Genomic DNA, 13,601 nt, shown 5'->3' with positions numbered 1-13,601 from the left:
GATGCCAAGAGCATTGACATCAATGTCAGTAGATTTGAAAAAAGCCGAGACTAGCCGTCGGCTAGAATCCATTCAATCGCCGCGTCGGCGTGGATTTCGGTGCTGTCGTAAATCGGCAGGATATTCGCCTTGGTATCGACGATCAGATCAAGCTCGGTAGAACCCAACACCACTGCCTCGACATCGCCCTTGGCGATATTGGTGATATAGGTTTTCATCGTCCGTTCGGACTCGCGCTTGGCCTCATTGAACATCAGCTCTTCGTAGATGATCCGGTCGATCTCCTCGACCCTTTGTTCGTCCGGCGGCGACAGGACTATGCCCTTGCCAACCAGACGTTTGCGGTAAAAGCCTTCGGTCATCACGTTGCGTGAACCGATCAAGGTCGCCGTCTTTATGCCATCGGCGACCATCCTATCACCGACGCAGTCGGCAATATGGAGGATCGGCACGCCGACTTCCGGCTGCACCTGATCATAGATCTTGTGCATCGCGTTGGAACAGATCAATATCGCGGTCGCACCGGCATTTTCCAGCCGCTTGGCCGACCGGGTCATCAAACCCGCCGCAGCTTCCCAGTCATCGTCCGACTGCAGCCGGGCATAGTCGCTGAAATTGACGCTCTCGATCAGCATATGCGGGCTGGTAAATCCGCCCAGCCGCTTTTGCACGATCCTGTTGATCCGCGTGTAGTAGCTGGCGGTTGATACCCAGCTCATCCCGCCAATCAGGCCAATTTTACGCATTGAAATTACATTCCCTGAAAAATCCGAAGTCGGCGTCTAGAGCGCCTTTACAATTTCTTCGCACATTTTCTTCGCGTCGGAAAGCAACATCATGGTCTGGTCCATATAAAAGACCTCGTTATCGACCCCGGCATAGCCGACGCCGCCCATCGAACGCTTGACGAAGAATATCGTCTTGGCTTTTTCGACATCGAACACCGGCATACCGTAAATCGGCGATCCCTTGTCGGTTTTCGCCGCCGGATTGACCACGTCATTCGCACCGATAATGAACGCAACATCGGCCTGGGCAAATTCGCTGTTGATATCTTCCAGCTCGAACACCTCGTCATAGGGCACATTGGCTTCGGCCAGCAGCACGTTCATATGACCGGGCATACGACCCGCTACCGGATGGATCGCATATTTGACGCTGACGCCCTGCTCTTTCAGCATATCGCCCATTTCACGCAGAGCGTGCTGGGCCTGCGCCACGGCCATACCGTATCCTGGAATGATGATCACGCTCTCGGCCTGTTTCATCATATAGGCGGCATCCTCGGCCGAACCGCGTTTCCACGGGCGGTCGATTTTCGCTGCGCCATCGCTGCTGGCTGCTTCCGCACCAAAGCCGCCGGCGATCACGCTGATGAAGCTGCGGTTCATCGCCTTGCACATGATGTAGGACAGGATCGCACCGGACGAACCCACGAGCGCGCCGGTGATGATCATCGCGGTATTGCCGAGGGTAAAGCCCATCGCCGCTGCCGCCCAGCCGGAATAGCTGTTCAGCATCGACACAACCACCGGCATATCCGCGCCGCCGATCGGAATGATCAGCAGGAAGCCAATCAGGAAGCTCAAGCCCACGATGGTCCAGAATATCGCGCCCGTACCGACGGTCGGCGCAATCGCGAAATAAGCGGTCAGTCCGATGATCGCGCCCAATACGCCGAGATTGATGACATGACGCAGCGGCAGCATGATCGGCGCGCCCGACATATTGCCGTTGAGTTTCAGAAAGGCGATAACCGAACCGGAGAAGGTGATTGCACCAATGGCAACGCCAAGGCCCAGTTCGACGCGACTGACCGTCAGTATTTCACCCGTCGCATCCAATATGCCAAAGGCACCGGGATTGAGATAGGCAGCAATACCGACCAGCACGGCAGCGAGACCGACCAGCGAGTGGAATGCGGCAACCAGCTGAGGCATATCGGTCATCGCGATACGGCGCGCGGTGAAGAAACCGATCGCGCCACCAATGGCAATGGCACCGGCGATTTCCGGCAGGCTGGCAATACTGTGGGTCCACAAGGTTGTGACCACGGCAATCAGCATCCCGACCATGCCGAAACGGTTGCCCGTCCGGCTCGATTCAGGCGACGACAAGCCGCGCAAAGCGAGAATGAAGAGAACACCGGCTACCAGATAAGCGGTGGCGACCCAGGGATTCACCGGCTCGCCGGACGAGGCAAGCGCAGGGGTAGAGAAGAGAAGCGCGGAGGCGCCAATCAATGCAAATCGCATTATTTGCGCTCCTTTTTCTTGTACATTGCGAGCATCCGCTCGGTCACGGCAAAGCCGCCAAAAATATTCACGCTGGCAAGCACAACGCCGACCAGACCCAGCCATTTGGCGGTCTGCCCACCATCAGCCTGCGATCCCGCGGCCGCTGCAATCAGCGCCCCGACGATGATCACCGAAGAGATTGCATTGGTCACCGCCATCAGCGGTGTGTGCAAAGCCGGGGTTACCGACCAGACGACATAATAGCCGACAAAGCAGGCCATCACGAAAATTGATAAGATTGAGATAAAGTCCATAGCTAACCCCTATTTCGCCAGAAGGCGCTCGTTCACAACCTTGCCATCTTTGGTCAGGCGTATGCCAATTGTTACCTCGTCGTCATCGGGCAGAACCGGCCGCTTGGCCTCTTCGTCCCAATAAGCGCTGAGAAAATTATAGAGATTGCGCGAGAATAACGCCGAACTGTCGGCTGCCATGCTCGATGGCATATTATTCGCGCCGATAATTTTGACGCCATGTTTGACGACAACCTTGCCGGCGACAGCGCCTTCGACATTTCCGCCCTGCTCTGCTGCCAGATCAACAATCACGCTACCGGTCCGCATTGTCTTGATCTGCGCGTCCGAAATCAGACGGGGCGCAGGGCGACCGGGGATCAATGCGGTGGTGATGACGATATCCTGCTTGGCGATATGGGCGGAGACCAGTTCGGCTTGCGCTTTCTGATATTCCTCGCTCATTTCAGTGGCATAACCGCCGGTGCCTTCGCCTTCGATGCCTTCGACCGATTCAACAAATATCGGTTTCGCGCCGAGCGATTGAATCTGTTCCTTGGTTGCGGCCCGCACGTCGGTCGCGCTGACCTGGGCGCCGAGGCGTCTTGCGGTGGCAATCGCCTGCAGGCCGGCAACGCCGACCCCCATGATGAAACAGCGCGCGGCGGAAACCGTACCCGCTGCGGTCATCATCATCGGAAAGACGCGGCCATAATGGGCGGCGGCTTCGAGGACGGATTTATAACCCGACAGGTTGGATTGCGACGAGAGTATGTCCATCGACTGCGCGCGGGTGATCCGCGGCATGAATTCCATCGCCAGCGCATCAATACCCAGCTTGGCATAAGCGTCAACGCGATCACGTTCGCCGAAAGGATTGAGACTGGCAACCAGCCAAGCGCCTTTCTTGATGCCTTTCAGGGAAACCGGGTCGGGGCCCTGCACCGCCAGAACGATGTCGGCGTCTTTCAGAACGGCGGCGCGCGTTCCGATTGTCGCCCCCATATCCTGATAATCCTTGTCGGAAACCGACGCAGAAATACCCGCTCCCTTTTCCACGGTTATGGAAGCACCGAGCGCGATAAATTTCTTGACCGTTTCTGGCGACGCGCTGACGCGCTTCTCGCCATCGGCGAGTTCCTTTAAAACCGCGATTTTCACAGAATATTCCAATCAGTTAGGATATGAGTATAACCACCAATGTCGCTACAAGAACGGATCCGATTGTTCCGATTTTCAGCAGTGACAGGAAACGGTTGTAGGATTCCTCAGCTGCGCCAAAATTATTATTCGATGTCATGACTTCCCCATCTTTTCATATTTGTTCAAATCCGGCGCGATGTGTAACCTTATATTAGCCGCTGCTCAAGTCTTACCCACCGTCATTTTGGATAGAAAATTTATCCGTCCTTTAATCGGCTCTTTACCGGTTGCCGTTATGGATATGCCTCAATTTGGGACAATCGGGATAGAAATGGCACAAAACGGCACCAAATTACTGCTGCTCATCGATGATGAACCGGCGCAATGCCGGTTGATTTCCGCGCTGGCCTCACGGGCCGGTTTCCGGACGATCTTCGCCCGCGACGCGGAAACCGCGATTGCGACGCTGGGCACGCAGGACGGGATGATGCTCGACGCTATCATTCTTGATCATTGGGTGCCGGGTTCGGAAGCCACCGAACTGATCGCCGAACTGAAATCCCGCCGGCCAGCCCTGCCGGTCCTGATGCTGACCGCCGTTGGCTCGATCTCCGAAGCCGTTGATGCCGTACGCGCAGGCGCCACCGACTATCTGATCAAGCCGGTTGCCCCGGAACTGATGCTCAAGGCGCTCGACGCCGCAGTCGAATCATCCAGAGAAGACGGCGAATTGCGGCCGCTCACCGAGAAAATTTCGGTACCACTCGAATTTGAAGAAATCGTCGGCGCAACGCCAGCTTTCCGCACCGCATTGGCGATAGCCGCCAAGGCCGCCCGCGCCCGCGTTCCGGTGCTGATCGAAGGCGAAGGCGGGGTTGGCAAGGAAGTCATTGCCGACGCCATCCACGCCGCCAGCCCGCGGTCCAAACAGCCGATGCTCAAGCTCAATTGCGGCGCGATCACCGGAAATCTGCTCGATTCAATCCTGTTCGGTCACGAAAAAGGCGCCTTCACCGGCGCGTTTGACCGCAAGATCGGACTGCTCCAGCAAGCCGAAGGTGGCACGATTTTCCTCGACGAGGTCGACCGTATTCCACCCGAAACCCAGGTCCGCCTGCTGCGCTTCCTGAAACATTCGGATATCCAGCCTTTGGGCAGCCCGAACAGCTTCCAGCTCGATGTCAGAATCATCGCGGCAAGCAATCGCAAATTGCAGCGGGAGGTCGAAAAGGACAATTTCCGCGAAGATCTCTATTACCAGATGAATGTCGTCCAGCTGACCATTCCGCCACTCCGCGACCGGACCGGCGACATTCCGGCACTGGCGCGTCACTTCCTCGCCCGCCTCGCGCTGCAGCCGGGCCTGCGCAGCCTTGGCATTACCGACGAAGCGCTGAACCTGCTGCGCAGCTATCGCTGGCCCGGCAATGTCCGGCAATTGCAAAGCGTGCTGTTCCGTGCCGCGGTCATGTGCGACCGCAATGCCCTGACCTGCGACGAATTTCCGCAGATCGCCTCGTTTGTTGCCGAAACCGGGAATGACGGATCGCATCTGATCAGCAGCCCGGAGGGTATCGGCATCACATTATATTGCGAAGACGGCAATTTGCGTCCGCTGGAAGAAATAGAAGCCGACGTAATCCGCCTGGCCATCGGCCATTATCGCGGCCGGATGACCGAAGTGGCACGGCGGCTGGGTATCGGACGCTCGACGCTCTATCGCAAGCTGGCCGATCTGGGCATCGATAACGCCGCATAATTCCGGTATTTTTTTGTTGGATCTTATGTTGGATCCTGTTGGATTTGACATTTCCGGACAACGGCAAATGCGGGAAATCCAACATCGCCATTGATGTTTGCCACCGCGGGCCTTAAGTCTGCTTTCATGAAAAACATGCTTCCAAATCTTCCAGTCGGCGCAGCCCTGATGCTCGCTTTGCTCCTCTCTGCCTGCGGGAAACAGGAAGCGGTGGGCGATGTTCCATCCAGCGAAGAACTCGCGAAGCAAGCCGATGCGGCGAGTGAGGCGATCCGTCAGGAAGCGGCAGAGGGCGATGGCGCGAAGGCGGAGATCGATCTCACCAGCATGGAAAGCTATGCCAACGCTCTGCGCGGCTACACCATCATGGTTCCGAGCGGCTGGACCGTCGATAAATCGGCGAGCGACGACAATGGCCAAGTATATACCGAAACGGTGAGCGGCACCAAGCTGGCGGTCAGCTGGGTGGAAAATCGCGAAGACGCCGCCTGGAGCAAAGCGGTCCAGGCAATCGAAGATGGCAATGACGCCATGGAGGGCGCACCGGTCGGCAAGAACGAATATCGCGCTTCGGGCATATTGACCAACGGTCTGAAATCCAGCCAGCGTCTGCTCCGCAAGCCCGATGGCACGATGGTGCAGGCGGAAATTACCTATGCCGCTGATCAAGCCAAGTCGACCGACGCACTGGCCTCGACAATTCTGGACAGCCTGACGCTGAAATAGCGGCCTGGCGCCTGAACCTATCTCAAGCCTGACATTTGCCTAGCGGTTGAGCTTGGCACCTAGAAAACTCGGCATCGGGCCGTTCCAGCCATCATCGATACCGTCGTCATTGCTGTCCTGAACCACAGGTGGCTTTTCTTCGCGGACCTTGGCAGCGCGAGCCAGCTTCTTCGGCGCATCGTCCTGCCGTGGCGGCTTTGGAGCCTCGTCTTGCTGCGCCTTTTTCGGCCGGTCATCCTGTCGTGGCTTCTTGGGTGCATCATCACGCCGTGGCGCTTTTGATTTGCCCGAAGCGGGCTTGTCAGAGGCGGACTTAGCCGGAGCCTTGCCAGTCGGCAAATCGCCGCCTTTGCTACCCTTGCGTTCCGAACGGATCGGGATTGTCATGCCGGTCAGCTTCTGGATGCTATCGACATGCTCCGCATCGCTGCGGGTCACAAAGGTGATCGCAACGCCGGTGGCACCCGCACGGCCGGTACGGCCAATCCGGTGGATATAATCATCGGGATGCCAGGGGATATCATAATTGATAACATGGCTGACGCCCTTGATGTCCAGCCCGCGGGCGGCAACATCGGACGCGCATAGAATATTGATTTCACCAGACTTGAAACGGTCCAGTTCCGCGAGACGCGAACTTTGATCCATGTCGCCATGAATCTGCCCGGCATCAAAACCGTCCTTGCGCAGGCTTTGACAAAGATCCCGAACTTCGGTCTTGCGATTGCAGAAAATGATCGCGGTATCGACGCCTTCATGATCCAATATGTCGACGATCAGCTTGCGCTTGGCCTTCGGAGCGACCTCCATCAGCGATTGATCGATCGAAGTGTTGGCCGTTGCCGGACGAGAGACCTCGATATATTTCGGATTGTTGAGAAACTGGTCCGACAATCGCTTGATCGGCGGCGGCATGGTTGCCGAGAAAAGCATCGTCTGGCGCGTCGCCGGCAGTTTCGAGCAGATCGATTCGATATCGGGAATGAAGCCCATGTCGAGCATCCGGTCCGCTTCGTCGATAACCAGCAATTCGCAGCCCGACATCAAAATCCGTCCGCGATCGAACAGATCCATCAACCGGCCCGGTGTCGCGATCAATACATCGACGCCTTTTTCCAGTGCCTTGATCTGGTCACCCATGGAAACGCCGCCGATAAGCAGCGCCATGCTGAGATTATGGTTCTTGCCATATTTCTCGAAATTCTCGGCAACTTGCGCCGCCAGTTCACGGGTCGGCTCAAGGATCAGCGACCGCGGCATCCGCGCTCGCGATCGGCCATGTGCCAGAATGTCTATCATTGGCAGCACAAAACTCGCGGTCTTGCCTGTGCCGGTCTGGGCAATGCCGATGATATCTTTCATCATCAATACGGGGGGGATGGCCTGCGCCTGAATCGGCGTCGGTTCGTCATAGCCAGCTTCGGCTACGGATTTCAGCAATTCTTCAGACAGGCCGAGATCGGCAAATTTCATAGTAGTTCCGGAAAAATATAGGATGCACCCTTGCATCCTGTCTTAGCCTTTCGGCCGTGCCGGGCAATGGTCGCATATCCCGAATTTGTCAAGCTTTCTCGCTTGATCTAGCGCTGCGGGACAAGTTCGCGAAAACGTTCAATTTCACATTTGGCCCCGGTGCGCGAGTGCAGGATATCGCGGCCGGCACATATTTTTCCATCTTTCGACTTTTCCATGTAAAAACCGGAATAGAAACTGCGCGACGGGCAATTCTCCTCAAGCTGCGCCCTGATCCGCTTGCGGTCTCGCGTCAGCAGGTCGAGATATTGATCCGCAAACATCTGCACACCGAGGATATTGTTCATCGGCAGACATTTTCCTATCTTCTTTTCTTTGTAGGTCTGCTGTGGGACATCTTGTGAAAAATCAGCCCTTGGCGCCAATGAACTGGGGCGCTGGCGCGGCACCCGGATAATCACCCGCTTTTCGATCCGGACCTGCGCATAGACAAGCGGGCGGGCGGGCACAGAGACGCCAGCCGCATCACTGTCGGCAGACAAAATGTCCGCAGGCTGCATCCCGCGCGCATCTGGCACCGAGAGCAGCAATATCGCAATAAGTGACAGACTCACCGAAATCCCTTAATTAACCCTTGCCTTCGCTATATCAACGGCGATTGAATATTGCATGAACTGACGAATTGTCTTCTATTGTCTCGTCTTGCGTCAATTTGCCAGTCTCGATAGCCCCTTACGGTGTTTCGAATATCATAGAGCGAATTAGCGAGCCGACAATGCAGGAGTAGAAATATGCCAAAAACGGCAAAATGGCAGGAACAGATGCAGTCGGTTGTCGGCGCGAAGGGCTTCACATCTGCCGACGATGATATGGCGCCCTGGCTCACCGACTGGCGGGGGCGTTATACCGGCGCGGCGGTGGCCATGGTCTCTCCTGCCACCACGCAGGAAACAGCTGACATATTGAAGATTGCGAATGAAAACGCGATATCGGTCGTTCCACAGGGCGGCAATAGCGGCATGGTCGGAGGCGCTACGCCTGATGCCGACGGCCAGTCGATCCTCCTGTCGCTCCGCCGCATGAACCAGATTCGCACGATAGCGCCGGAAGACCAGTTGGTGGTGTGCGAGGCCGGCGTGATTCTCCAGAATCTGCACGACGCCCTCGCAGCAGAAGGACAGAGATTCCCGCTAACCCTCGGCGGCAAAGGTTCCGCGACGGTCGGCGGACTGGTTTCCACAAATGCTGGCGGTACCCAGGTGTTGCGCCACGGAACGATGCGCGCGCTGGTGGCTGGCATTGAGGGCGTATTACCAGACGGCAGCATCTTCGACGGACTGGCCGCGCTCAAAAAGGACAATCGCGGCTATGATCTGAAACAATTATTCGTGGGCGGCGAAGGCACATTGGGGGTCGTAACGGCCGCAACATTGAAAACCGTGCCCGCTCTGGTCGATCGCTGCGTTGCCTGGGCTGCGGTCGACAGCACAGACGAGGCCTATCAGCTGTTCCGGTTCCTCAATAGCCGGGCGCCACAATCGCTGGAAGGTTTTGAGATCATTCCCGAGACCTGCCTGGCTTCGGTGCTGCGTCATATCCCGGGCACCCGCTCGCCACTGGAAGGCGCGCATCGCTGGCATGTGCTCATCGAGATTATACGCGACAATCCGGATGCACAAAGTCCGCGATCCGTGATCGAAGGCCTGCTCGCAACCGCATTGGAACGGGACTTGATCGAAGATGCAACGCTCGCGACCAGCGAACGGCAGGCGGAGGATTTCTGGAAGATCCGGGATTCCATCTCCGAAGCAGAACGTGCCAATGGTCCGGCGCTGCAGCATGACATAAGCGTTCCGGTTCCCGGCATGGCCCGGTTTATCAACGAAGCGTCTCCGGTCATCGAAGCAAAATTCCCGGGCACCAAGGCTCTAGCATTTGGCCATATGGGAGACGGCAATGTCCATTTTCACGTAAAAGCCCCACCGGGTGCACAATCTCCAGATTGGGCTCGGGAATATAGCCAGAAGATAACCCCCTTGGTCCATGATCTGGTCATTGCAGCAGGCGGCTCGATATCGGCAGAACATGGTATCGGTCAGAGCAAACGCACAGAGCTGGAGCGACTATCGTCCGATGCCCGCCTCTCTGTTCTGCGCGCGATAAAAACCGCGATCGATCCAAAGAACATTATGAACCCGGGCAAACTCGTTCCTCTTGCGTCGGACCAATCAGGCTCTTAAAGCGCAAGATAACTATTCGGCTTCAACAGAAATTTTTTCGGAGAATTTGACCATGGCGAGCACGTCGCAAGCGCAAGCACTACCAATGTTCTACAAAGACCTCGTCCCGCTCAACTCCAACGAGCACGCGAAATGGAAAGTCAAAGGACTCGACAACGCGTCCTTCATGCAAACTCAGCATGCCATTCCGATTACCTCGGATGAATTCATCAACGCCGCGCGCAGCTATCCAATCGTGTTTTCAGTTGGTGAAAATAGTGTTCCCCTGATTCTCATGGGTCTGAACGAAGGCGTGAACACGTTTATGGGCGACGATGGTAAATTCAGCGAACCGGCCTATGTTCCGGCCTACGTCCGCCGCTATCCCTTTATGCTCGCAAAATTGCGTCCGGATGCAGATGAGCTTTCGCTTTGCTTTGACCCGACAACCGATGCGATCGGTGATCACAAGGAAGGCGATGCGCTGTTTGACAAGGATCAGCCCAGCGAAACCACAAAGAATATCCTGAATTTCTGCGAGCAGTTTGAACAGGCCGGCCAACGGACCGGTCAATTTGTCCAGGAACTGGAAAAATTGGGCCTGTTGATGGATGGCGAAGTCTCCATTCAACAGACCGGCGTTGAAAAACCCTTCGTCTATCGCGGATTTAAAATGGTCAACGAAGAGAAGCTGCGCGACATGCGCGGCGACGAGCTCCGCAAGATCAACCAGAATGGCATGTTGCCATTGATCTACGCCCATCTCTTCTCGCTACAGTTGATGCGCGAAGTTTTCGCAAGACAGGTTAGCGCCGGAAAAATGCCACAAGTGACGGAAGCGCCGACCGTTCCGGCCTAAGCACAGCGCTGATATCAGCCGCTTCCGGTTCGGTCGAACCGGGGCGGCAGGAGCTGAATAATATTCCGGTGATTGGGACTTGAAAGTCATTTCAATAGCGCCCACATAATATCCTGTATGGGTCTGCATCCCCCGATCGGATCCATGCAGGCATTTCTTTGAAATGCCACCTCCCTGAACCTTGGCCACCTCGCCTAACCGGCGAGGTGGTTTTTTTTATTGATACTTCCTCATTCCGCTGCTTCGAGCTGATCACGGGCGGACAATTGTTCCGCGAGCATCATGCAACAATTGCGAATCAATTCCGCAATGACCGGCGCCGACGCAACGGGCTCGCGAAGACTTTCATCAAGATACAGGGCCCGGTCCACTTCGATCTGCAAGGCATGAATATTGCGCTGGGGCTTGCCATGGCGTTCCAGAATATAGCCACCGGAATAGGGATGGTTTGCCTGAACATGATGGCCCTCCGCACGGAAATGGCCTCCCGTCAGTTCGGCATAGCGCGATTCGCAACTACGACCGAAGCGATCACCGATAACAAAGCCGATTTGGCTGCGATTCTCGTCAAATACCGACGGCATGCTGTGCAAGTCCAACAGAAGCGCGCAGCCAAAAGCGGATCGGATCCGTTCGAGAATATGCTCGACCATCAGATGATAGGGTTCATGGTCCTGCTCGATCCGGTCAAGCACATGCTGATACTGCCACTTCTCCCGCCAGAGATTGCCAGCACCGTGCAGACGGCGTGGCACAATGCCCAGACCACCCCTGACCTTCCTGCTGATTCGTGGTGTTTGTGCCGGGTCCATACCGACGACCATGTCCGGATCGATTTCCGTGCGACTGCGATTGAGGTCAACCCACGCCCGCGGCTTTCGGGCAATGATCGTCGGAAATCCGGAAGCAATGGCTGACGCCGCGAGCCGGTCGACATAGCGGTCTTCCAGCCGGAGGAGATGGGAAGCTGGAACGTTCAGATTGTCGAGCAGCTCTGCCGGATATTCCCGGCCGGCGTGAGACACGCTGACCAGCACCGGAAATTTCAACGCGTCGACATTGGTCAGAGAAAAGGCCGACACCGCGGGCAAATGCCTAACAGGATCGGTGTTAGTCATGTTCGTTCCCTGAAATGCTGCCACGAACCAGCAAAAAAATTATCGATCTCGGGAAAAAATTAACCGATTTGCACTTATATAGCGGCCTCGGCATAATCGCCGGTCTGAAATCAGACATATTCGGAAGGGCGCGACAAAATGATCAGGATTCTCCTCGCGGAAGATGAACGGGCGATGCGTGAGCATCTTACACGGGCTCTGGAGAAAGCCAACTATGAAGTTGTCGCTGTGGACCGCGGAACTGCGGCTGTTCCGTTACTCGAATCGGAAAAATTCGACCTTCTTTTGACGGACATCGTGATGCCGGAAATGGATGGAATCGAATTGGCGCAGCATTGCGCCTCGGTCTGTCCGGAAACCCAGGTCATGTTTATTACCGGTTTTTCCGGCGTAACATTACGCGCAGGACAATCGGTTCCGAAAGCAAAAATTTTGTCGAAACCCTTCCATTTGCGCGATCTGGTTCTCGAGGTTGACCGGCTGTTTGAACCGGACAGTATCAGCGACTTGAATTAAGCCTTGCGCCAGTCGAAGCGGCTGGCTAGACGGCCTCCAGCGTGGGCGTATAGCTCAGTGGTAGAGCACTTCGTTGACATCGAAGGGGTCGGGAGTTCAACTCTCTCTACGCCCACCATTTCACGGTATGATTATATCCTCAGGCGGCGAGTGCTGTCGCCGTGCCGGTGTCCTGACTCGGCGGATGGCCATACCAGCTTGTGTAAGCGCGGGTGAAGGCGCTCAATTCACTATATCCCAGTTTTGCCGCTATTTCGGACAGGTTTCTCGTTCCCTCGAGAAAATAGAGACGACAGGTGTCCCGTCTGACCTGCTCCAGCAACTGACGATAGGAGATGCCTTCTGCCACCAGTTTACGGCGCAATGTCCGCTCTGCCATACCAAATGTTATGGCCGCAGCGTCGAGACTGAGACCCGATTTGTCGAGGAGATACAATAGATATTCATAGGTCAGTTTCACGAGATTTTCCCGTTCGAATCTGCCTCGAGAAAAAACCGCCTTCTGGCTCCCGGTAGCCGAGACTATTGCTGGATTGTAACGCGGCAATGACTTGGTCATCGCCGATCGATGATATTCGAGATAAGTGGACGGTCGATTGAAATGACAGGGAATTGGATCGGCCTTCGAGTCGGCCTCCTCAAGCCCCCTGAACCCTTCGGGTCGAGGGTGGGCAAAATGCGCTGCTTTCACGGTCTGGAAACGTCTTTCGGCCAACGATTCGCCACAATGATAGACAAGCGCAAAGACGATATGGACGAGGTCGGAGGAGACCGCGGTGTCATCGTTCCAAACAAGGCGGTCACCGGAAGAGAGGGGCATGAGTTTTACGATTGGCTGCTCACCGCCCAATCCCTGCTCTGTTACGAGCTGGATCAGCGCTTCGCCAAAATTGGACTGGAAAAAGGCAGAGAATCCAAGGTCGGAAAACCCTTGCGGAACCAGTTGCTTGCCGATCGCCGAATGAATATCTGTGCGGTTGAGTTCTTCCCGTGCGGCCGCGCAAAGACTGGCGATCGACTCATCCCTCAGCTGATAGCCGGGATCTCGCAGTTCCGCTTCAGAACATTGCAGTGCATTCAATAGCTGGGGTTTGCGCGCTTGAAGAGCATGACAGCTGAGATAGACGCGATATAGAAACTGGGCAGAAATCGTTAAACTTGTAGATTCTGGATAGACCATATTGCCAAGCTAGGGCGCAGAATAGTATATTCTCAACTGGCTTTCGACAAAAATGTAAAATTGACGACGAAGATGTAA

Annotated in this window: 13 protein-coding genes and 1 tRNA gene; 6 read left to right on the top strand and 8 right to left on the bottom strand. The window is 55.8% G+C overall.

Annotated features, from left to right (window positions below; translation table 11 throughout):
* Positions 1-50: 50 nt before the first annotated feature.
* Genes AAC060_RS03460 through AAC060_RS03445 form a run of 4 tightly spaced genes read right to left on the bottom strand, consistent with a single transcriptional unit; the run spans position 51 to position 3,691 of the window.
* Positions 51-746 carry an amino acid racemase gene (locus tag AAC060_RS03460; RefSeq protein WP_339822904.1) on the bottom strand — a complete coding sequence of 232 codons (696 nt, stop codon included), beginning with the start codon at positions 744-746 and terminating at the stop codon, positions 51-53.
* Between the two features lie 36 nt (positions 747-782).
* A complete protein-coding gene (locus AAC060_RS03455; protein ID WP_339822903.1) occupies positions 783-2,255 on the bottom strand; it encodes an NAD(P)(+) transhydrogenase (Re/Si-specific) subunit beta in 1,473 nt (490 codons plus the stop codon).
* A complete protein-coding gene (locus AAC060_RS03450) occupies positions 2,255-2,551 on the bottom strand; it encodes an NAD(P) transhydrogenase subunit alpha (RefSeq protein WP_066743604.1) in 297 nt (98 codons plus the stop codon). Before AAC060_RS03450 ends, AAC060_RS03455 begins: the two co-directional genes overlap by 1 nt.
* Positions 2,552-2,560: 9 nt before the next feature.
* Positions 2,561-3,691, bottom strand: coding sequence for a Re/Si-specific NAD(P)(+) transhydrogenase subunit alpha (locus AAC060_RS03445; protein WP_339822901.1), 1,131 nt, complete (start codon positions 3,689-3,691; stop codon positions 2,561-2,563).
* A gap of 313 nt (positions 3,692-4,004) precedes the next feature.
* On the opposite strand from AAC060_RS03445, the gene AAC060_RS03440 reads away from it, so the two are divergent.
* Both AAC060_RS03440 and AAC060_RS03435 read left to right on the top strand, forming a co-directional pair.
* On the top strand, positions 4,005-5,432 hold the full coding sequence (locus AAC060_RS03440) for a sigma-54 dependent transcriptional regulator (protein ID WP_339822900.1): 1,428 nt from the start codon (positions 4,005-4,007) through the stop codon (positions 5,430-5,432).
* Between the two features lie 126 nt (positions 5,433-5,558).
* The gene (locus tag AAC060_RS03435) at positions 5,559-6,158 is read left to right on the top strand and encodes a hypothetical protein (protein ID WP_339822899.1); all 600 of its coding nucleotides are present in this window, start codon (positions 5,559-5,561) and stop codon (positions 6,156-6,158) included.
* Positions 6,159-6,197: 39 nt separating this feature from the next.
* On the opposite strand, the gene AAC060_RS03430 is transcribed toward AAC060_RS03435, so the two are convergent.
* Both AAC060_RS03430 and AAC060_RS03425 read right to left on the bottom strand, forming a co-directional pair.
* The gene (locus tag AAC060_RS03430) at positions 6,198-7,631 is read right to left on the bottom strand and encodes a DEAD/DEAH box helicase (RefSeq protein ID WP_339822898.1); all 1,434 of its coding nucleotides are present in this window, start codon (positions 7,629-7,631) and stop codon (positions 6,198-6,200) included.
* 107 nt (positions 7,632-7,738) lie between these two features.
* Positions 7,739-8,245: a hypothetical protein gene (locus AAC060_RS03425; RefSeq protein ID WP_339822896.1), complete on the bottom strand. Its 507-nt coding sequence runs from the start codon at positions 8,243-8,245 to the stop codon at positions 7,739-7,741.
* A gap of 177 nt (positions 8,246-8,422) precedes the next feature.
* Here AAC060_RS03425 and AAC060_RS03420 point away from each other — a divergent pair, with 177 nt between their 5' ends.
* Positions 8,423-9,871: an FAD-binding oxidoreductase gene (locus AAC060_RS03420; RefSeq protein ID WP_339822894.1), complete on the top strand. Its 1,449-nt coding sequence runs from the start codon at positions 8,423-8,425 to the stop codon at positions 9,869-9,871.
* Positions 9,872-9,923: 52 nt separating this feature from the next.
* Positions 9,924-10,709 (top strand): SapC family protein, encoded by a 786-nt coding sequence (locus tag AAC060_RS03415; protein ID WP_339822892.1) that lies wholly within the window; start codon positions 9,924-9,926, stop codon positions 10,707-10,709.
* A gap of 230 nt (positions 10,710-10,939) precedes the next feature.
* Here the strand turns inward: AAC060_RS03415 and AAC060_RS03410 are convergent, their stop codons facing one another.
* Entirely contained in the window at positions 10,940-11,827 is an 888-nt protein-coding gene (locus AAC060_RS03410) for an N-formylglutamate amidohydrolase (RefSeq protein ID WP_339822890.1), read from the bottom strand.
* Positions 11,828-11,965: 138 nt separating this feature from the next.
* On the opposite strand from AAC060_RS03410, the gene AAC060_RS03405 reads away from it, so the two are divergent.
* Complete coding sequence (locus AAC060_RS03405) at positions 11,966-12,343, top strand: response regulator (RefSeq protein WP_339822888.1); 378 nt, start codon at positions 11,966-11,968, stop codon at positions 12,341-12,343.
* 43 nt (positions 12,344-12,386) lie between these two features.
* Positions 12,387-12,461: transfer RNA gene (locus AAC060_RS03400), tRNA-Val, on the top strand.
* A gap of 21 nt (positions 12,462-12,482) precedes the next feature.
* Here the strand turns inward: AAC060_RS03400 and AAC060_RS03395 are convergent.
* The gene (locus tag AAC060_RS03395; protein WP_339822886.1) at positions 12,483-13,523 is read right to left on the bottom strand and encodes a helix-turn-helix transcriptional regulator; all 1,041 of its coding nucleotides are present in this window, start codon (positions 13,521-13,523) and stop codon (positions 12,483-12,485) included.
* Between the last annotated feature and the right edge of the window lie 78 nt (positions 13,524-13,601).

The organism is uncultured Parasphingorhabdus sp. (genome assembly GCF_963975555.1).
Lineage (GTDB): Bacteria > Pseudomonadota > Alphaproteobacteria > Sphingomonadales > Sphingomonadaceae > Parasphingorhabdus.
This window is presented reverse-complemented; position numbering and strand designations above follow the sequence as displayed.

Excerpts from the sequence above, each read along its gene's own strand:
- AAC060_RS03460 (WP_339822904.1), bottom strand. The coding sequence starts at position 746 with ATGCGTAAAATTGGCCTGATTGGCGGGATGAGCTGGGTATCAACCGCC.
- AAC060_RS03455 (WP_339822903.1), bottom strand. The coding sequence starts at position 2,255 with ATGCGATTTGCATTGATTGGCGCCTCCGCGCTTCTCTTCTCTACCCCT.
- AAC060_RS03450 (WP_066743604.1), bottom strand. The coding sequence starts at position 2,551 with ATGGACTTTATCTCAATCTTATCAATTTTCGTGATGGCCTGCTTTGTC.
- AAC060_RS03440 (WP_339822900.1), top strand. The coding sequence starts at position 4,005 with ATGGCACAAAACGGCACCAAATTACTGCTGCTCATCGATGATGAACCG.
- AAC060_RS03435 (WP_339822899.1), top strand. The coding sequence starts at position 5,559 with ATGAAAAACATGCTTCCAAATCTTCCAGTCGGCGCAGCCCTGATGCTC.
- AAC060_RS03430 (WP_339822898.1), bottom strand. The coding sequence starts at position 7,631 with ATGAAATTTGCCGATCTCGGCCTGTCTGAAGAATTGCTGAAATCCGTA.
- AAC060_RS03420 (WP_339822894.1), top strand. The coding sequence starts at position 8,423 with ATGCCAAAAACGGCAAAATGGCAGGAACAGATGCAGTCGGTTGTCGGC.
- AAC060_RS03415 (WP_339822892.1), top strand. The coding sequence starts at position 9,924 with ATGGCGAGCACGTCGCAAGCGCAAGCACTACCAATGTTCTACAAAGAC.
- AAC060_RS03410 (WP_339822890.1), bottom strand. The coding sequence starts at position 11,827 with ATGACTAACACCGATCCTGTTAGGCATTTGCCCGCGGTGTCGGCCTTT.
- AAC060_RS03405 (WP_339822888.1), top strand. The coding sequence starts at position 11,966 with ATGATCAGGATTCTCCTCGCGGAAGATGAACGGGCGATGCGTGAGCAT.
- AAC060_RS03395 (WP_339822886.1), bottom strand. The coding sequence starts at position 13,523 with ATGGTCTATCCAGAATCTACAAGTTTAACGATTTCTGCCCAGTTTCTA.